Origin of the sequence: Ellagibacter sp., assembly GCF_048412355.1 — a bacterium.
In the GTDB taxonomy this organism is placed as follows: domain Bacteria; phylum Actinomycetota; class Coriobacteriia; order Coriobacteriales; family Eggerthellaceae; genus Ellagibacter.
Genome location: NZ_DBFSAP010000043.1, coordinates 19,475 through 39,540, shown reverse-complemented (window position 1 = coordinate 39,540; position 20,066 = coordinate 19,475). Strand labels below are relative to the sequence as shown.

Below are 20,066 nucleotides of genomic sequence, written 5' to 3'. Positions count from 1 at the left end.
AAACTGCAAAGACGAGCGTCGGAAAGACACGCCGAAGTCGCCGCAGCGTGAGTTGATATAGAGGAAAGGGCCTGACTTCAGCGAAATGCTGGGGCCAGGCCCGATTTTGCCTATTGACAATGTCCTGCTCATATTAAAAAGGGGCGGACGGAGACTGCACTCTCGAAAGACGCATCACTCTGTTTTCAAGACGAGTGGGGCAGGCGGGGCATCCCAGGCAGTATCCCGGAAAACGTCCCGAGCAGCATCCCGAATGACGCATCGTTCCGCTTTCCGAAAATAAGAGCGACCGACGGTTTCAACCGATGGCCCTTTGGCCTACCTTCCAGGGCGATGTGTATGCCGCCCGCGACCACCCCGTTTATTCGACGGTGCCGTACTTCTGTCCCCAGGCATGCCCTCCGACAGCGGAGTTCAACTGATCGCACAAACGGCGGCGCGTGAAGGTGCTCGGAGGCAGCAGGTTCACGATTTCGCGCAGGTCATCGGGTAGATCGACCGCCTCGGCCGCCATAATCACATCGAGCCTGCGCACCTTGCGCGCGCCGGGGATGCCGGCCATATCGGCGATGCGCTCCTCTTCCGTCAAATCCGTAAACAGGGAGTCAACCACCTGCTGCAATGCACCGTAATAGGGGCTCTTCTCTCGAGAGGACATAACGCCTACGCCTCCCCGCCTTCGCTGAATGCCGCGGCGACTTTCTCGCGCAGCGCATCTGCGAGCGCGCTCATCTGCTCGTCGGTTGCAGATGCCACCTGGGGCTCCCCTTCGCTTCGCACATCGTCACTTGAAGAAGGCTCCTCGACGGCTGGGGACGCATCCGCCGCGCGGCACGCCGCGACATCAAGCCCCGACGTCGTAGCGGCGAGCGCGCCTGTGTAGGCGGGGGTTGCGGCGCCGGTCGCGCGCAAGAACTGAACGCCCGAGGCTCGCAGGCGCACGGCGGCATCGACGACGGCGTCAGGGCAGTAGTACGGGTTCGCATCCGTGGGGCCGCCTTGCTTCGGCTTGTGCTCAACAACCGCCAGCTGTGCGAGAATTGGCAGGTCACAGGCTACTTCGGCACGCTTCGCAAGTGCGCATGCGCCCTCGATTCCGCACGCCGCGGAAAAGCCCGCCACCGAAGCGCCATATTCGCCCATGATTGCACACGCTTCTTCGAGGGTTCCTCGCCCACTCGCAAGCGTGCCGTCCGCAAGCACATCGACCGACGCGAACGCGAGCATGTCGCTCACCTGACGCACGCCCATGAGCGCGCACAAGAGGTCGCTTGCCGTAGTGAACCCGTTCAAGAAGAAGGCGTCGAATTGCTCGCCTTCGAACAGGCGCGCGGCACGGGCGTACTGATCGCGGTTCTCGTTGAGCGACGCTTTGCTCGATGCGTCGAGGGGCAAGCCACACGGCCCGATCTCCACAAGAACATGCTGCGGTTTCAGTGGCCGTAACACCTCGAGTGAGGCGCGAGCCACGTCATGGGCGCGATCCTCCATTCCAACCTGCGCCATTCGAGCAGGCGTAATTCCCGCGGTGCTCGTCACAAGACATTGGGCCCCGGCCATGGACTCCAACCGCATCGCTTCCTGAATCGAATCGGGCTCGAGGACGGTCATCAGCTCGAGGTCGCGATCGACGTCGACGCCCTGGCGCGCAAGCGCAGCGGAAACAGGGGCGGAAACGACGAGCATATCTTTGTCGAAGCGAAGGGCAATGTCGGGCATGAGGCATCCTTTCTCGTTTTCCCCATCATAGCGTATGCGCGCAGAAGGGCGAGTCTCGAGGGCTCCGTGCCTCACATCTCACATAGCGCGAGGACCAGCAAGATGAAGCGACCCGAAAGCAAGCGCGCTAGAATGGCGACCCCGAGAAAGCTCGTCGGGACCGCACTCGTTCTATTCCTCATTCCGTATAATGGATTCATGCTATTATTCTCACCGAGGGGCGAGCGGCACGCTTTTCGGGGTGAGCGGAAACGTTACCGCACTTCACCGCCCATATCGCGCCGTTCCGCCCCGGAGCGCGTTTTTTCCGGCATCCCTTCATATAATGACGTCAGCAGCTAAGAAGGCTCCCCTCCTTCCTCACTGCACTGCTTTCATACCCCTAGAAAAGCAGAAGCGACGCATCTATAAGCGTCGCAAATCCCCTCCTTGGGCCCAGCGGGAGCTCCCCTCTCCCCTGGGCCAATTCTTTCTCCAAGATGGAGCCTGGCGAGCCATTATCTTCAAGCTGGCTCACCAGGCACCATCGAACCTCCCACTTTGCAAACAAGCGAAGGCCCGCCGTAGAATGCGAAGGCCTTGCGCGGGTGCGCGTTTCTCGGCACCCACAATGGCCCCAGGGACATGAATGCGAAGGCCTTGCGCGGGATGCGCAGCTTAATGCGAGCTTCGGCCGACTTTCTGGTAGAATCGGCACTGCCGCATTATGCGCCCCTGTAGCTCAGCGGATAGAGCGTCGGTTTCCTAAACCGTGCGTCGGAGGTTCGAGTCCTCTCAGGGGCGCCAGATTTTCCCAGTTCATCGACTGCTTTGGCGGTTTTTCCTTCTTCTTCCATGCCCATTTGCGGACTTTGGTCACAATATGGTCACAACGGGGCACCCTAAGCCGTCCTGGCGACCTTCTCGGGATGTTCCATGATGGCAGCCAGCAGGTCCGCCGCCTGCCTGTCGTTTCCCGGCATGGCGCGGGCGTACCAGTTGAGCGTTATGCTGGCGTCGGCGTGCGCAAGGCGTGCCTGGACGGTCTTCACGTCCACTCCGCTACCGAGCAAGAGGTTCAGGTCCTTTCGGCAGGGATTGCGGGCGAGGGAAAGCTCCCTGTTGAAGAGGGCCGACGGCCCGCGACCTTGCGCAGCTGAGGCGCGGCGTGTATCATACGGGGTGCGGTGCCCCGGCCTATCGGGCAGCATCGTACTTGAGATTACCCGGCTAGCTTCGCACGGCGCGCCGGGTTTTTCTTTTGCCTAAATGCAGTTCACTTGTTGTTGCGGGATAGCCCGATGATTTCCACCACCACCGCGATTATGGCGCATACGGCCAGAACAGTTTGAGAGTCCATCATGGCAACCACCTCCGTTCAAGGGGATAGGCTGCCCGACAAGTGAAGCACCGCGAGGGGCATTATACGCGAAGGCCGCTCCGCAGAAGGGCGCGAGGGCATGGGAAGGCCCCGCCGAAGCGGGACCTTCCTTTTTCTGTCGGTTGGTCATAGCTGTTTCCCCTTTCGGGTAGCCGCCGAAGCATGCCGATTTTTAGCCACAATATGGTCACAACGCGCAATATCGCTATGTATCGCACTGGTATTCAATCGCAGACGGGACGAGCATAACGATGCGTAGGAATACGCCGTTTTACCTCATTTTTCGGTTTCCTAAACCGTGCGTCGGAGGTTCGAGTCCTCTCAGGGGCGCCACTTTCTAGCCTGCGGTTTTCGGTTTTTAGCTTCCTAATGCCTACCTTTCGCATCAGTATTTTTTCAGTTCCCCAAAAAAGCACTTGCGCGTGGTGGAGCGATGTGCTTACAATGGCTCCACAATTTCAAAGCGTCACCCCTTATGACTCGCTCTGGATCCTTCGGGAAACAGGGCGCCGAAGGGGCCTCTGGAGAATCCCAGGCAAGCTGGGTGCCGAAGGGGCAAGGCGAAACACCTGGTCACAGGCTTTTCGTTGAAACTCTCAGGCAAAAGGACAGAGAAAAGCTTACTGCTTGTCGCATCTGCGTGTCGCATTTCGCTTTTCCCTTTCCTTTTGTTGCGCCCATACCGCTTGTCGCGCGCGTTAAAACTCGGAACGCGCGAGTCCTCCACGGCCTTTTCGAGGGCCGCTTGAAGTTGCGAAACGTAACGGATATCGAGGAGGAACAGTGGAAGACTTCTTCAGCGCGTTCAACAACGTGCTCAATGCCATCGACGACTTCATCTGGGGCGTGCCCTTGATGGTGCTCATCCTGTTCGGCGGCATTCTTCTGACCGTGCGCCTGCGCGGCCTGCAGTTCAGCAAGCTGCCGCGTGCCCTGCGCTACATGCTGAAAAACGAGAAAGGCGAGGACGCGACCGGCGAGGTGTCGTCGTTCGGCGCTCTGTGCACCGCGCTTTCCGCGACCATCGGCACCGGCAACATCGTCGGCGTGGCGACCGCAGTCGTCGCCGGCGGCCCAGGCGCCATGTTCTGGATGTGGGTTGCCGCCTTGTTCGGCATGGCGACCAAATACTCCGAGGGCCTGCTCGCGGTGAAGTTCCGCAGCATCGACAAGGACGGCCACGTGCTCGGCGGCCCGTTCTACTACATCGAGCGCGGCATGGGAAAGCGCCTGCCCCAGATTTCCTGGAAGTGGCTCGCGAAGATCTTCGCGTTCTTCGGCATGTGCGTCGGCCTGTTCGGCATTGGTACGTTTACTCAGGTCAACTCCATCAACTCCGCAATCACCGGCTTCTTTGACCCCAACAAGTCTGCAACCGTGAGCATCCTTGGCATGGACTACTCCATCGCCACCGTGATCGGGTCGCTTCTTGTCGCCATCGTTGTCGGCCTCGTCGTCATCGGCGGCCTGAAGCGCATCGCGAGCGTTTCCGAGAAGGTCATTCCCGTGATGGTCGTGATCTACGTGGCGTTCTCGCTCATCCTCATCGTGCTGAACATCACGGCGCTGCCCGACGCGCTCGTCACCATCGTCCAAAGCGCCTTCGGCCTGCGCGCTGCTGCAGGCGGTGCGCTCGGCGCAATCATCATCGCCATGCAGAAGGGCATCGCGCGCGGCATCTTCTCCAACGAGGCAGGCCTGGGCTCCGCGCCTATCGCCGCCGCGGCTGCACAGACGAAAGAGCCGGTGCGCCAGGGTCTCGTGTCGATGACCGGCACCTTCCTCGACACCATCATCGTGTGTTCCATGACCGGCCTCGCGCTTGTCATGACCGGCGCCTACCAGATTCCTGGGCTCGAAGGCGCTGCCGTCACCACCGCGGCCTTCCAGATGGGCCTGCCCTTCATTCCCGCTGAAGCCGTGTCGTTTGTCCTGATGGTGTGCCTGGCGCTCTTCGGCTTCACCACCATCCTCGGCTGGGACTACTACGGCGAGCGCTGCCTGGAGTACCTCTCCGGCGGTTCGAAGAAGGCCGTGAAGACGTACCGCTGGCTCTACATCCTCGCCGTGTTCATCGGCCCCTACATGACCGTTTCCGCCGTGTGGACCATCGCCGACATCTTCAACGCCTGCATGGCCATCCCGAACATGATCGCCCTGATCGTGCTGTCCGGCGTGGTCGTGAAGGAGACGAAGGACTACTTCAAGCGACTCGACGAGGCCGCAGGCGACGAGGACAACCTTGCGCCGCGCGACACCTCCGACGACTGGAAAGCCGAAGAGGCGACGGCGTAGAACGCACCTGGCGGGGCGCAACCGCCTGACGGGGCACGACCGCCCGACGCTTATCGTTTCCCTTGCCGCGAAGGCGGGTTGATTGGCCGATTAGGCTTGTCAACCCGCCTTCTCGCTTTCTATACTTGCGCGTGCATCGATAATCGGACGGCCCGCGACGTCGCGTCGTGCGGCTTGCGCATAGTAAGGCCCCGCCCCATGTCAGACAGCCCAGCACTGCCCGATAACCGCACCGACCGCTTGGGAACCGAGCGCATCGGAAAGCTGCTCCTCGAGTTCTCCATCCCTGCCATTGTGAGCATGGTGTTCAACACGCTCTACAACGTGGTCGATACGATCTTTTTGGGACAGGCGCTCCCCGACGGTTCGGGCGTGGCGGTGACAACTCTCGCCTTCCCCGTGATGACCCTTCTTATGGGCTTCTCGATGATTGCCGGTCAAGGCGGCAACGCTCTCGCGGCGATTCAGTTGGGAAAGGGAGAGAAAGACCAGGTTGAGCGCACGCTCGGGAACTCGGCCACGCTGCTTGCGGGCATCGCCGTCGTCATCGCGGTGGCGTCGGGCCTTCTGATCGACCCCATCCTCACGGGTATCGGCACGACCGATGAGCTTTGGGACCTCACGAAGACTTTCGTGCAAATCATCTGCTTCGGTTTCATCTTCCAATCGCTTGGCATGGGGCTCAACAACTTTCTGCGCACTGCGGGAAGGCCCAACCTCGCACTCGGCACCATGATCTTCGGCACGGTAATGTGCATCATCTTCAACTACCTGTTCGTCATCGTGCTGGGGTTCGGTGTCGCAGGCAGCGCATCGGCCACGATTCTCGGCCAGGCATGCGGCATGGTGCCCGTCGTTTGGCACTTCACCATGAGCAAAAACGCCGCCTTCAAGCTGCGCCTTCACTGCTGCGTGCCCGATGTGAAGCTCATGGGGAACATCCTCACGATGGGCATCGCGTCGTTTGTGATGCAGGTTGCCTCCATGCTCGTCGGCATCGTGCTGAACCACGTGGTGAGCTTGTACGGGTCGACCGACCCTATCGGCACCACGGCCGCACTCGCGGCGATCGGCGTGGCGCAAAAGGCGGCTATGTTCGCGTTCACCCCGCTCATTGGCCTGATCATGGGAGCGCAGCCCATCATCGGGTTCAACTACGGCGCGAAGCTGTGGCAGCGCGTGCTCGACACGCTGAAGTGGGCGAGCATCACCGGCGTATGCATCGGCGGAGCGTTCTTCCTGATTGCGGAGGCCATTCCCGCGCCGATCGTGGAGCTGTTCGGCGTTTCGGGCGACCTGGAGAATTTCGCCGTGTATGCACTGCGCGTGTACGTGATTTTCTTCGCACCCGTGGGATTCCAGATTGTGGGATCGAGCTACTTCCAGTCAAGCGGCCAGCCGATGAAGGCTGCGATTCTCGAGCTCACGCGCCAGGTGCTCTTCCTCATCCCTCTGTACCTGCTGCTGCCGCCCGTGCTGACAGCGCTCTTCGGCACGACGGGGCTTGAGGGCGTCATCATAAGCGCTCCGGTGTCCGACGCGCTTTCAGTATGCGTGACCAGCGTTTTCGTCGCGCGAGAAGTCCACAAGCTGCGCCGCCTGCGCGACAGCGGAGGGATTGCGTAAGGGATGCCGCACGCAAAAAAGCGCGGGGTGGACCCGCGCTTTTCCCAACTTACCAAGCGGCATGTTCGCCGTCGCACCTGCGACTTTTACGCCTCGGGGACGAGACCCTTCAGGGCGCTTGCCACCTTGCGCGCGGCAGCCGTGATAGTGAGGTCGTCAACGTTCACCGTGACCTCCGCATACTTCTCGTAAAGCGGCTTGCGCTCGTCGAAGAGCTCATGCAGGCTCATGCCGACGCCGTTCTTCGAAACCACGCCGCGCTCCTGCAAATCGGACAGACGGCTTTTCAGCTCATCGTAGGAAATCTGCAGGTAAACCACGTGACCGATCTCGGAAAGATGCTTCATAGCCTCATCGGAATAGACCGCAGAACCGCCCGTCGCAATGACCGAACGCTCGGCCTTCAAATCGGAGAGCACCTGGTTCTCAACGGCGATGAACCCTTCCGGGCCGCACGCGTCGAGCAGCTTTTGCAGCGTCTTGTCGCACTGATTCTGAATCACCAGGTCGGCGTCGATAAAGTCGTAACCGACAATCTTCGCGAGCACGATGCCCAAAGTTGACTTGCCGGCACCCGGCATGCCGATCAGGACGATGTTGTTTTTCTCCGACATGGCTTCTCCTTCAACGGTAATGTCTCGCTGATTACTATAGCAGCAAAGATCAGCACAAAGCCCACCACAAGGCGCAACGTCATCTGCTCGCCATACAACAGGATGGAAAACACCACGCCAAACACCGATTCCAGGCTCAAGAGCAGCGACGCCTGGGTGGGTGGCACATGCGCGAGCGACACGTTCTGGATGCCGAACGCAACGACAGACGCGAACACCGCGAGGAACAGCATCTGCCCGATGATTTCAGGGGTGAACGCCGCGATACCTGGGAAGGTTTCGGTCGCAGCGCCGAAGACGATTCCGAGCGCGCCTTCCGCGATGAACTGAAACACCGTCAAAACGAGCGCGTCGCATTTCTGCGCGAACTTCGAGACGGCGACGATGTGCGCCGCGAATGCGACCGCGCAGCCAAGCGTCATCGTCTCGCCGAAGCCGATGGAGAGCGTCTCACCTGACGAGCTCACCGACACAAGCCAAATGCCGCACACGGCCACGATCGCCGCAACGATATTGAACGCGGTCGGGCGCTTACGCGCGATGAGCCACCAGGCGAACGGCACAAGCACGCAATACGTCGCGGTCAGAAACGCGTTGATGCCCGGCGTGGTGTATTTGAGCCCCACCGTCTGCAGCCAGAAGGCGGTGAAATCGAGCACGCCGAGTATGAATCCGTAGGTCACGACCTTGCGCGAGCAGAACCGCATGACGCGCTTGCGCAGTATCACGAGCAGCAACGCGCCCGCAAAGAGAAAGCGCATGCCCAAAAGCCACGCCGGGGGCAGCACGGCCACGACGTCTTTCATGACGACGAAGCTGAAACCCCAGATAATCGTCGCGAGAACGATGAGGAGCTTATAGACCCAGGAAGGGATATTTGCCATGGATGATGTTCTTCTTCCTTCGATTTAAAGCCCAAGGGACGCCGCGCACGGGTGGTTGGCCCGCACGGCGCCTTAAGACCCGCTATTTCCTGCCGAATCCGCCGCCCGTCGCCTGGGCCTCCTCGCGCTTCGCGATTGCGGTGTGCGCCGCTTGAAGCGAGTCTTTCAAACACTCGTTGATCGCCGGGGCCGCAGCGAGGCGCCGCACGCGTGCCAACGCGGTTTGGGATTTCGTCTCGTACCACGTCTGCCAAACAGCCGGCTGGGGCGCGCCATGGAACGACACCGCCTCGTCGGCCACGCCGAACTCGTAGGCGAAGGGCAGAAGCTCTCCCCATTGCGACGGGAAAAGAGACACGGGCTCGTCGAGTTTCTCCAGGTCGCGCATCCAATTGCGAAGCCCCTTGCAGCGCGCAATCAGGTTGTTACCTTCTTCGGTGCGCCTTGGGAGGTAGTTCGCGACGAGCGTCGTCACCATGGCGGTCGGAAGCGCGAGCGCGGCGGGAATCGGGTTTATCGTGATGATCGCAATGGCGACTCCCGCGACAGCAGTCACGCCGGCCACGATGAGGAACACTTTTTGCGCGCGCTTGCCCGCAGCCTCGAAGAAATTGCGCTCCTCGCACGCCTTGCCAAGCGAGGCCTGCCATGCGCTCATCGACTCGATAAAGGTCTCGGGCTGATCGACTGCGCGCTGCTTCAGCTGGCTGAGCGAGCGGGAATCGCCAAGAGCACTGTGTCCCATGAGAATCTCCAGCGCGGAAGATTCAAGCGCGCTGAGGCTTCCCGTCGGCGCCCCGAAGGCAACCGAGAGATACCAGGTGGGAGCTGCGTCTTTGGAGGGATCGCTCGCCTCGATGCGCAGCACGCCCTTATGCGCAAGCCGCATCACCGTCGCCGTGAAGTCGCGCATGTCATCGTGGTTCCATCGCCAAAGACGCCCTGCCACCGCAGGCTCCAGGCCCTCCTCGGGAACCTCCCGATAGTACTTCCCCGAGAAATCAGACGGGTATTCCCTGCCCCAGCGGGCATAGGCGATCGCCGCCGCAGCCAGAATCGCCGCGCACGCGACAGCTATCAAGGCGAAGGTCGTGAAAAGGGCTTCCTGTTGGAAACTCCAGGAATCGGTCCACGCCTTCTCTTCGGCAATCGCATAATCGAGCCGCGCCGTCGCGCGATTCGCGAGCATCTTCTTGCCGTCGAGGTGCGTGAGCCACGATGCGGGGAACAACACGTGGGCTGTTGCGTACTGGCCAGGGTTCACCACGTCGTCGTGGAGCACGACCGTTCCCGCCGAATCAACCGAGACCGTACCGTTTTGGGGACCATGCCCCCACGCTCGCACCGTGTCGTTCGGGATGACAGTTTCTCCTTGAGCGACAGGAAGCGTGATTGTTGCCGTAACGTTTTCCGAAGCCACCGGCCAGTCAAGGGAAACGTAGGTCCAGTACGCCTCGGAGATATCCTTGTAGGCGAGAACTGCATTCGTGATGGAGTAGTCGAGTTCCACGATTACGCGGGAATCGGTCACCTGGGGGAAAGCATAGAGCGTGTTCTTCGCGTTGTCGTAAGCATATGTTGCCCCGCTGGAGGCGCCCCCGGCGAGCCATTTATCGGAAAACGAGGTGCCCGAAAGCGTCTTCCAGTCACCCTCGACGTTCCCGTCGGCGTCGGCTTGAGCGAGGCGCATACCGTTGATTTGCACGCTCGCCGTTTCGGCAAGGCTGGTGAACGACCAGCCGACATATGCCGAATCGCCCTGGAAATCGAGGACGCGGTACTCGATGACCCGGTACGATCCATCCGTTTCCACCTGCATGGTGATGTCGGTTTTCGGGCTCGAGTACGAACCGGCAGCGAATGCAGCGCGAGGCGATGCCGCCATCAAAGCGACGGCGAGCACGAGAAGGCAAGCCGCGAATACGGCGGCGAGGGAAACCGCTGGGCGCATCAGGGCGGCATCACGAATGATCGGGCGCTTCGCAGCGCACGAGCTGTTCGCATTCATCCGCATAAGGCGCAGGCAAGCCGTTCGCCGCGCATCCTTTCTGTTTCTCACCGCAGTGCTCCTTGCATCTTTTTCCCGTTCACGGTATCATAGCAAACCGCACCTATTATAAGTGGAGAAGTGACCGAGAGGCCGAAGGTGCTCGCCTGCTAAGTGAGTATGCCCCAAAAGGGCATCTAGGGTTCGAATCCCTACTTCTCCGCCACGATTTGCATAGCCCCCGCAACTGCGGGGGCTTTTTAGCTGGAAAGCGAATCAGCGAGAGAGAATTCACATAAGGAGAGCACGGAAAGCTTCGCGCGGAAAATGCAAGCGGGACAGCGCCCACGGACGACGCGAACAGCACGAGCGGTCTATTTCCGGAATCGCCACCACTTGAAGCCGGAGGCCTTCTCGGGCTTCTTACGGTAATTCGGGTTGTTCTTGATAAACGTGCGTCGGCATAAAAGCGTCACGGCAAGGCCGATGAGCGTCGTCGCCAGGAAGCTTGCTGTGAGCTCGAGAACGTCAATGTTCCCCTCTAACAGCGCATACAGCGACGCCAGCGCAAAAAACGCCGAGAGCGCGCTCATTAGGAACGTGAACAGCTTGATGAGAATCTCTTTCGCCTTCGTCGGGGAATACAAAAACATCGCGACCACATACACCACGCCCGCCACGAGCGCGAGCACGATGATCAGCGGAACGATTCGCGAAAGTCGGGCTAACAGGGGCATAGGTGCGCCTAACTCTGATCGGGCACAACGGCCGCCTTAAGCGAGCCGAACATGGTTGTTCTCGCCCACCAGCCGCGCGATTGCGCCGCCGCCGCAACCGAGCACGCCACGTTGAAATCGCGGCACACGGCGAAGGTCGTCGACCCGCTGCCGCAAAGAAGCGACGCCTCGACCCCCGCTTGGCGATGCAGCCAAGCGCGAACGTCGGCAAGCTCGGGAAGCACGCTTTCGGCTGCAGGCGACAAGTTGTTCACCAGGGGAACGTCGCACGCTGTCTGCGCCGCCTCGGCAGCGGCAGCCGCATCCTTGTCAATCTTTTGGGGATTCCCATCGAAGGTGCGGTACGCCTCGGCGGTCGACACGCCCGACTCAGGCTTGACCAGCACAAGCGGCTTTTTCATCACTTCGAGCTCATGGTCGAACAGCTCGCCCGTGCCGGTGAAGCACGCGCAACCTCCATGGAGGAAGAACGCCACGTCGCTGCCAAGCTCGTGCGCAGCCTCCTCGATCAGAGGGTCGTCCTCGGGGATGCCCCACAAGCGAGCTGCGCCGACAAGCGCCGCCGCCGCGTCGGAAGAACCGCCGCCCAAGCCGCCCTCGTGCGGGATGTTCTTCTCGATGCGAACGTTAATCGCGTCGTCGTAAGAGATATCGGCCTTACGTGCGAGCAGGTCAATCGCCTTGAACACGATGTTGTTGCGCACAGAAACGTTGAGGGGCGCCACTCCCCCGCGCGCATCGCAGCTGACCGAGATGAGAATATTATCCGCAGGGCCAGCGCTCGCCGTGTTCGTTGGCGCGCCTTCTTCGGCGGATTCAAGCGCCGCGCGCGCGGCAACGATGTCGGAACGCTTCATGTACAGAATATCGTGAAGCGCCACGGCATGAAGGACCGTCGACACGTCGTGGTATCCATTATCACGGCGATCGCCGATGCCCAGAAACAGGTTCACCTTCGCCGGAGCCACAAGCTTAAGACCCGCGCCCTCGATCTGCGCCGTGCGCGCAATGGAAATCATATCGACCGGAACCTCGAGCGAGGCACGCTGACGACTCATGCATTCTCCCTGCTCAGGGGCGAGCGTTTCACGTGAAACGTTCTCGGCGGAGGTCTCGGCGGGCATCTCGGCAGCTGAGCCACCCGCAACAGCCGCATCGGCGCGCACATCGGCGACCGCCACCCCAGTGCCGGTCCCCCCAGGCAAGCCGCCCTCAGTCACAGCAGCTTCTTCATTGCAAACGATTTCGTCAGTCATTTCTTCCTCTTGTTCGCGAAAAAATCCTTCAGGAGCGCCGAGCATTCGTCGGCAAGAACCCCAGGCGTCACCTCGAACGTGTGGTTCAAACGCTCGTCGGCATTGACCCGGTAGAGCGTTCCTACAGCCCCAGCCTTCGGGTCGGAAGCTCCGAAAACGCAGCGGGCAATGCGCGACTGGTGCATCAGCCCCGCGCACATGATGCAAGGCTCGAGCGTCACGTAAACCGTGCAGTCCGAAAGACGCCAAGCATCGAGCGCGCGCGCCGCTTCCTGCATGGCAAGAAACTCAGCGTGACCTGCGGGGTTCTTCGTCGTCTCCCGCAGGTTGCACGCTCGGGAAATCACACGCGGCTCAGCCAAGGGGCGCCTCGTCCCTCGGTCTATCGGCTCGTAGACCACCACGGCGCCGATAGGCACCTCGCCAAGCGATTCCGCACGTCGAGCCTCCGCGATGGCAAGCCTCATGTAATCTTCGTCGTTCATGCGCCCATTATAAGGCACAACAAGGCCCCGGCCAAAGGCGTTGCGCACGCGTTACAAGGAAAGGAAAGAACCTGCGCACTACCTTACAGTCGGGGCCAAAGGGTGCCCCGCGGCCACACGGGCCTCGATCGAGAGGCCCTACATCGCGTGATCAAATCGCGATGCTGGGGTGCTGCGGCCGCATCGGGGCTCATAGTCGATCAGTTACTGTCTCTTATCCCCCTTCTCTCTTTTGCGAAGCGCACCGAACGCCACAGCGCCGACAGCGCCCGCCGCGAGAATCGCCAGAGTCGCCGCACACGCGATGGGCATCGTCTCATCGCCCGTCTTCGCGAAGCGCACAGGCGGCTTGCCAGGCGTGCCCGGAGTCACCGCGGGAACAGGCTTCGTGTACGTGTTCTTGAACGTCGGGGGCGTTCCATTCGGCCAGGTCACATTCGCGACCAGGTTGCCCTTACCGTCATCTGTCACGACAACGGTCACCTTGTACGAGCGGTCATCGTAGGTGATACCGGTCTGCCCGTCGTTCATCTCGACCAACGTGAAGTCGTACGCTCCGACCTTGTCGAACTCAATCGCGGGGAACTCGATGCGGCCGTCAGCGGCGTTCTTCGCCTCGTACGTGCGACCGTCGGCACCCGTCAGCTTGAAGGTGAACTCGCCCGCCGCGAGCGTACGACCCTCGAGGGTCTTCGTCGCTCCGATGATCACCGTCGTGCCCTTGGCCTTATAGGCGTTCTTGAAGACCGCCCCATCGGCGCCATCGATGGCAAAGTCAACCCTCAGCTCGTTGTCGATCTCCACAATATCGGCCGTGACCTGGTACGTCGTCGCGTCATAGGTGACACCGGCAGCCGTGGTGCCCGCACCAATCTCGCGCATCGTGTAGATGTGCGTGCCCGCCTCGGTGAACTCGATGTCCGAGAACACCACGTTCCCGTCAGCATCGTTCGTGCCCGTGGAGACGACCTTGCCGTTCTCGAGCAGCTCGAAGGAGAACTCGCCCGCGACGAGCGCTCGACCCTCAAGGATCTTCTTCGCCACAGGAGCCGCGAAAATCGGGTCAGGATCGGGGATGATCGGCGGCGTGTAGGTGTACGTATTGGTGAAGGTGCGCAGCGGCGTGCCCTTCACGTAATCCTGCACGTTAGTCACATTCGCCGTGACGTTGCCAGCGTTGTCCCTGGTCACCGTAACCTCGAAGGCGAAAGCGGGGTTCGGGTCGTTCGTCACGTCAGCGTGTCCGCCCGCCTTCTCGGTGATGGTGTAGTGGAACACGAGCGTGTTGGCGTCAGCAGGCGGATTGTCGGTCGTCGGGCCATCGCCCGCAGGCTTTGCCGCAGGAGCCGCCGTGGCGTCAGCAGCAGGAGCAGCCCCTGCGTCGGCAGGTGCGCTTCCCTCGCCCTTGGCAGCATCGCCCGCATCGGCGCCCGAAGCGCCAGCCTCAGATGCCGCCGCAGCGTCTGCCGCAGAGACGTCGCTCGCTACCGCCTCGCCAGCTGCGCTCGCCTCGCTCGCGGCGGACTTAGCAGCAGGGGCGCTGTTGATCACGATAGGACCGTTGTCGAACAGGCTCGCATCAAACGTGATCACGCCGAAGTCGACCGACCCGTCGGCGCCGTTGTGCGCCGTCATCGCCGTCGGCATCGGAGCATTCGCCTCCGCAGCGGTCAGCTCGAAGGTGAACAGCCCCGTCATATCCGGCATTTCGACCGCGGAGTTGTTGACGAAACGCTTGAACGCGTTCACAGGAATCTGGTTGTCGTCGTACTCAAAACCGGCGACGTTCGTGAACTCGCGCGTGTTGGGCGTAGTCGTGAGCTGGGCGGTCGCCTCAAGCTTGCCCGCATGGACACCGTTTTGATCAACGTCGGTTACCGTTACCGTGAACTCGGCAACGTTGCTCGAGTACTGCACGCCGCCGATAATGTGCCCAGCGTTCGCCTCGGTCACGCGGTACTTATAGACACCGGCCTGGTTGAACGTGATGTCCCCGAACGAAATCGGGGCATGGCCCGTAGCAGGGTCGACCATATCGGCGCCGACCGTCACCATGGTATCGCCCGGCAGCGGAGCACCCATGGTCACCGGCTCGAGAAGGAAGCTGAACGCGTCATTGGCTTCCCAATCGCGCCCCTCGAGCACCTTGTACAACCCGAATCCCGCTTGGGTATCGAACACCGCGGGGTCAGCCGCATAGGCGTTCGTGAAAGAAACCTTGTTGCCAGCCACGCCATCGACCGTAGTCGTGATCACAAGCGCGCCCGCGTTGTCGGAAGCAACGCTGACCACAACGCTATGAATCGTCTTGTCGTACGTCATGCCAGGCGCCCCGATGGAAGGCACGTTCTCGTACACATCGAAGGTGAACGTCTTGCCCGCGTCGTCCTGCGTGAAGTGCAGGTCAGTGAGCAGGGTCGCCTCGTACGCAACGCCCGCGGCACGGGGCTCGGAATTCACGAACGTGCGCGTGCCGTCACCGCCGAGCAGCGCCGCAGCAGCGTCATTGGTGCCGGCGATGTGGAAGGTGAATTCGCCCTGGCCCATATCGCGGCCGTTGAGTGTCTTGCTCAGGACGAGCCCGGTGTAGTCGCCTTCCGCCGTATAGCGGTTGGTGAAGTCGAGCGAGTTCTCGACTGTCCGCGTTGCCGCAAGCACGCCGTTGTTGTCGGTCACCGTCACCACGATTGTGGCGGTATGGCGATCGAACGTCATGCCCTGGGTCCCATCATCGGGAATGCGCTGGCTGTTCCACGAGTTCTCGCGCACCATGAAGGTATACGTGCCTGGCTTGGTGAACGTTGCATCGCCGAAGGAGAAGTTGACCGCCTGGCCGTTCGTTCCTCGCAGCGCGACCGCATCGGTGCTCGTCAGACGAACAGCGCCGTTCGCGATGGCAGACTGCGTCGCGTCATCGGCGGGAAGCAGCACGAACCCGAAGGTCTCGTTCGGGAGCATGTCGCGACCGGTGAGCGTCTTGGCGCCCGCCGCGAAGTCCTCGGCGGGAACTCTCGCGGGCGTAGGCGTATAGGAATTACGGAAGGTTGCGAACGACTCGGCCTGAGAGCCTTGCGCCGCGTCGGCAAGCCGGTAGCTCGCCGTCCACACCACGACCCGCTCGTTGTCGACTACCTCGCTCGTAATGTCTACCCTGACGACCCACGTGGATTCATCGTAGATCATCCCGGTCTGCAGCTGGGACGCGTCAGCGTCGGCAACGTTGACCCAGTTGCCAGCACCATCCGGCACCAACTCGGTGATGCGATACTCAAACGACTCGCCGATCATATCGCCCGTGAAGACGATGTCCCCGAACGTCACGCTGCCGTCGGCGTTAACTTCGCCGATCGGGTTTGCGGGCATCGGGGCCCAATCCACGACTGGCTCGATGCGGAAGTTGAACATGCCGCGCGCAAGGGGATTCGCGCCCGAGTTGTCGGTGTATTCCTTCTTCACCGCGGGATTCCACTTCGCTTCCCTCGCGGCGAATTCGTTGGTGAACGTTGCGGCATCGACGCCGTCATCGGACTGGACGCTTGCGCCGTCGTCGTCGTTGATCTGCACCATGACGCTCGACACATTCAGTATGCCCTGATGGATGGCCTTGTCTCCCTGCTCCGCAAGCTGTTCGGTCACCGTGACGACCACGCGATAGCGCGCCTGCGACAAGGACATGCCAGCGCCGGCACCTACGGTCTGATCCTCACTGATTTCGTACACGTACGTACCGGACTTCGTGTAAGTGATGTTGCCGAACGTGCCAGCCGCATAACCGCCGTCAACCAGGTCCTGCTTGGTGAGGGTAAGCGCACCAACAGGTTCGCCATTCTCGTCAAGCGGCATCGGAGCGCTGTCGGTCACCGGGGTAAGGATGAAACGGAAGGCGTCGTTGTCGGTCCAGCTACGACCGGTCAGCACCTTCTTGACGGCAAGGGCATCGTCGTTATCGAGCGTGCCGCTCGGACGATACGTGTTGGTGAACTCAGCCTTCGCCTGCGCACCAGCAGCGATCGTTCCCGTCGCATCTTGCGGGTCGTTGTTTTCCGCAGGAGCTATCTGATCGAAACCCATCGTGGGCTGCTCGCTGACCAGATATTCCCAGCCTGCGCTCAAGCCGCGAATATAGAGCGTCTCGCCGTCCTTGAGCGAATGCGTCGCCTTTCCGTTGTTGTCGAACGTGATGGTGAACGCGTCGCCCACCGGCTCGTTATTCGCATCGCGGACCTCGGCGGGGAATTCCTGCCCCTCCGCCTTGTCAATCTCGATGGTGAAGGTGAACGTGTCGTTGCCGAACTCGGCGCGGTCGTAGCCCTCGGGGACGACCAGCGACTTGGAGATAGCCAGCGTGCCCGGCTTCTCAATGACAAGCTTTCCGTTATTGCCCAGATGGCAGGCGACATTACTGCCCGACCACACAGGATTGAGCACCGTCGCCGCCGTCGCCGTCGGATTGTCACCCTTGACCGTACGCAGCTCGTTGATGTAGGTAAAGCGCGGGGTGCCCGACTTGAATACCGCGTTGCCGGAAGCATCAGTGCCGATATAGCCAAGCCACGCCTCAGGAATGTTGCCCGAGAACTGGATGGCGCCAGACTGCAGCGTCGCCTTCCCGTTGTTGATCTCGTACCAGCTGCGCTTGTAGTAATAGGTGCCGTCTGCGCCCAATGCGCCCTTGGCCGGCACCGTGCACGCCTCATCCGTGTAAATCGGCGTTTCCTCAGTCATGTAGTAGTAGCTATTGGGCTTTGCGGGGGTTAACGTCGCCAGGACGTCGCCGTCTTCCCCACCGTTCCACTTGTTCGCGTAGAACGCCACTCCATCGCCGGTAGTGTTTGCCTCGATGTAGGCAGCAAGCGTCGCATCGGGGTTGGCCAGCGCGCTCTCCACGTCTTCCTTCACGCTCGACTCGAAGAACACGCGAATGGGGAACGTCATGTCGACATGGCCCGTACCAGCCGATTCGTCAACCTGGAAATGACGCAGCGGAATGAGCGATGCCGGAATCTTCACTTCGACGAGGTCGCCCGTCGCCAGATTATCCGACTTGGTCACCGTGATGACAATCGAGCTCAAATTGCCCGAAGGGTAAAGCACGTTGCCCGCTTCGCCTGAGAAGGTGTACGTGTCGACGTTTCCGCTCGTCTTTTTCACCGGATTTTGGAACAGTTGTTTCTCAAACACGATTGTCGTGAACGAATCGACCTTCATGTAGTCGCCGAGCTGGTCGGTGAAGGTGATGTATCCCGAAGTTGAGGGGTCATAGCCCTGCTGAACTTCGGTGGGAAGGCCCGTCGAGCTTGTGATCTCCTGGGAAATCTCGTCGAAGAGGGTCTTCAGGTCGGCCGCGTTCGAAGCCGCTTTGTAGAAATCGGAATCGGTCGCGCGGGCTCCGAAGCTCCAGACCCAATTGGAGATTACCCAGCCTTGGTCGGTGTAGCTAGCCGTAGCATAGTTGCTCGACACGGCGTGCATGAATTTGTTTTCGTTACTGGTGCCACTGTTCGTGGGGTCAACCGAGGGATTCGCGCCGCTGAAGATGCCGACGGAGTAAATGGTCGCTCCCGCGTCCTTCATCGACTTGGCGGCGGAGACGGCATCGCCCGCCACTCCGTCTTCGAAACCGCTGCTGCTCGTTGGCGAACCGTCGGTGAAGAACACCACAATCTTCTTGGCGTTCTCGCGACCCGACTTCTGGCCAGCCGCAAGCTCCAACCCATAGTCGGCCCGCGTCGAACCGGCGGGGCTGATGGCATTGACAGTCGACTTCAACTCGTCCGCCGACGAGCCGACGCACGAGGTCAGGTTCTTCATCACCTGGCTGAAGTTGTAGGTGTACCCGCCCTTGCGATAGGTACCGTTACCAACCTGATTGCTTTTATCCCCCGAGAACTTTACGAGCGAAACCTGATGCTGCTGGGCGGGGTCGCTTATGTTCGCGTTCTGCTTCGCGATCTCGTCGATGAACGAGTTCGCCGCAACCTTGAGCGCGTCGATCCTCTTCGTGCTGTCGCCATTGCCCATAGGATCGTCCATCGAGCCCGAAGCGTCGAGCACCAGCACGATATCGAGCGGCTGCGCGATCTTCGACTTCAAGTTCGATGTGGACGAAAGCGCCGAGAACGCCGTGAGGAAGTCCGCCTCGGGGCTCTTCGCGATCGTCATCGTCCCGTCCGCACCCGTCAGAACGATGTCCTCAGTCGACACCGTCTTATCAGTCCAGATGCGGCCGACGCTCTGGGTCGAGTAGTCCAGGCCCCAGTCCCTCCACGAGCTTGCCGTGTTGGGGTCGGCCACCGTGCCCTTATCACCTGCGGCATAGGGCATGGGGCTCACGCCCGACGCGCCCGATCCCGCAGAAGCGCCTTCATCGGCGAACGAAAGCGTCGGCATGCCGACAGTCAGCGCGAGAAGCGCTGAAAGTAAGATGTTACGAATCTTGGTGCGTTTCATGATGAAACCTCCGTCCCACTTGTCTCGGGGTCTTCATGTGCTCGATACTGTCTCGCGCCAGAAACGGCACCCTTCCTATTCCCGTCTCCATTCATTTCTCCTCTCCTCGTATACGCGCATCGACTTGCGCACTACTACCCTTCCATCATGAGGGGAAGCGAGCGAGAGGATAACGTTCGTAGATGCGCAAGGGGGGTTTCGTATATACGAAACCCCCCTTGTGAGTTTTACCCGTCTATTCGCATCGACGGTCCGCATTTTCGAAAAGGAATAGGACGCGAAGCATCCCAATTTGCGGCGATTTCGGCGACTCGGCCAAAATGTCCCCCTTGAAAGGGTCGTTCACGATATCGCAATCACCTACCCCATTTTCAACCTGTATAATGACGGTCAGAGGAAAACTGTTCAATCAAGAATCGGAAAAGACTTTTTATGAACGCCATTGCGAAAAATACCTTTGTCGCGATGGTTTCGCTCGCGCTCTTCTACTTCATTTTTCTCGAGAGCAATTCGTTTTACCTCTCGAGCATGTCATCTTTTTCGCTTGAGCCTGGGTTCGTTACAACAATTGTCCCGATAATGGGCCTCAATGCCTTGGGATTCCTCTGCTATCCGCTCTACAGCTTGAAGCTTTCTCGAAGAAAACGGCGGGG

The 20,066-nt window shown here is 60.6% G+C and carries 12 protein-coding genes, 2 tRNA genes and 1 riboswitch; of the genes, 4 read left to right on the top strand and 10 right to left on the bottom strand.

What is annotated here, in order from left to right; genetic code table 11:
• Positions 1-361 precede the first annotated feature (361 nt).
• Positions 362-658 (bottom strand): hypothetical protein, encoded by a 297-nt coding sequence (locus ACMRQN_RS06010; RefSeq protein ID WP_418734224.1) that lies wholly within the window; start codon positions 656-658, stop codon positions 362-364.
• A gap of 5 nt (positions 659-663) precedes the next feature.
• The gene (locus tag ACMRQN_RS06005) at positions 664-1,719 is read right to left on the bottom strand and encodes a homocysteine S-methyltransferase family protein (protein ID WP_418734223.1); all 1,056 of its coding nucleotides are present in this window, start codon (positions 1,717-1,719) and stop codon (positions 664-666) included.
• Between the two features lie 710 nt (positions 1,720-2,429).
• Between ACMRQN_RS06005 and ACMRQN_RS06000 the strand changes: the two genes are divergently transcribed.
• Positions 2,430-2,505: transfer RNA gene (locus tag ACMRQN_RS06000), tRNA-Arg, on the top strand.
• Positions 2,506-2,600: 95 nt separating this feature from the next.
• Here ACMRQN_RS06000 and ACMRQN_RS05995 read toward each other — a convergent pair.
• Positions 2,601-2,771, bottom strand: a complete 171-nt coding sequence (locus ACMRQN_RS05995; RefSeq protein ID WP_418734222.1) for a hypothetical protein — start codon at positions 2,769-2,771, stop codon at positions 2,601-2,603.
• Between the two features lie 819 nt (positions 2,772-3,590).
• Positions 3,591-3,701: riboswitch (glycine riboswitch) on the top strand.
• Positions 3,702-3,862: 161 nt separating this feature from the next.
• Here ACMRQN_RS05995 and ACMRQN_RS05990 point away from each other — a divergent pair.
• Entirely contained in the window at positions 3,863-5,374 is a 1,512-nt protein-coding gene (locus tag ACMRQN_RS05990) for an alanine/glycine:cation symporter family protein (RefSeq protein WP_418734221.1), read from the top strand.
• 198 nt (positions 5,375-5,572) lie between these two features.
• Positions 5,573-7,000, top strand: coding sequence for an MATE family efflux transporter (locus ACMRQN_RS05985; RefSeq protein ID WP_418734220.1), 1,428 nt, complete (start codon positions 5,573-5,575; stop codon positions 6,998-7,000).
• Positions 7,001-7,086: 86 nt separating this feature from the next.
• Here ACMRQN_RS05985 and ACMRQN_RS05980 read toward each other — a convergent pair whose 3' ends face one another.
• From ACMRQN_RS05980 to ACMRQN_RS05970, 3 genes are all read right to left on the bottom strand, one after another.
• Positions 7,087-7,614 carry a shikimate kinase gene (locus ACMRQN_RS05980; protein WP_418734219.1) on the bottom strand — a complete coding sequence of 176 codons (528 nt, stop codon included), beginning with the start codon at positions 7,612-7,614 and terminating at the stop codon, positions 7,087-7,089.
• The gene (locus ACMRQN_RS05975; RefSeq protein ID WP_418734218.1) at positions 7,587-8,498 is read right to left on the bottom strand and encodes a DMT family transporter; all 912 of its coding nucleotides are present in this window, start codon (positions 8,496-8,498) and stop codon (positions 7,587-7,589) included. Before ACMRQN_RS05975 ends, ACMRQN_RS05980 begins: the two co-directional genes overlap by 28 nt.
• Before the next feature lie 82 nt (positions 8,499-8,580).
• Positions 8,581-10,557, bottom strand: coding sequence for a DUF2207 family protein (locus tag ACMRQN_RS05970; RefSeq protein WP_418734217.1), 1,977 nt, complete (start codon positions 10,555-10,557; stop codon positions 8,581-8,583).
• Positions 10,558-10,620: 63 nt separating this feature from the next.
• Here ACMRQN_RS05970 and ACMRQN_RS05965 point away from each other — a divergent pair.
• Positions 10,621-10,711: transfer RNA gene (locus ACMRQN_RS05965), tRNA-Ser, on the top strand.
• 148 nt (positions 10,712-10,859) lie between these two features.
• Here the strand turns inward: ACMRQN_RS05965 and ACMRQN_RS05960 are convergent.
• From ACMRQN_RS05960 to ACMRQN_RS05945, 4 genes are all read right to left on the bottom strand, one after another.
• Positions 10,860-11,222 (bottom strand): guanylate cyclase, encoded by a 363-nt coding sequence (locus ACMRQN_RS05960; protein WP_418734216.1) that lies wholly within the window; start codon positions 11,220-11,222, stop codon positions 10,860-10,862.
• 8 nt (positions 11,223-11,230) lie between these two features.
• A complete protein-coding gene (locus tag ACMRQN_RS05955) occupies positions 11,231-12,478 on the bottom strand; it encodes a 4-(cytidine 5'-diphospho)-2-C-methyl-D-erythritol kinase (RefSeq protein WP_418734215.1) in 1,248 nt (415 codons plus the stop codon).
• The gene (locus ACMRQN_RS05950) at positions 12,475-12,963 is read right to left on the bottom strand and encodes a nucleoside deaminase (protein ID WP_418734214.1); all 489 of its coding nucleotides are present in this window, start codon (positions 12,961-12,963) and stop codon (positions 12,475-12,477) included. The genes ACMRQN_RS05955 and ACMRQN_RS05950 overlap by 4 nt, the downstream gene beginning before the upstream one ends.
• A 204-nt stretch (positions 12,964-13,167) precedes the next feature.
• Positions 13,168-19,413: a Spy0128 family protein gene (locus tag ACMRQN_RS05945; protein WP_418734213.1), complete on the bottom strand. Its 6,246-nt coding sequence runs from the start codon at positions 19,411-19,413 to the stop codon at positions 13,168-13,170.
• Positions 19,414-20,066 lie beyond the last annotated feature (653 nt).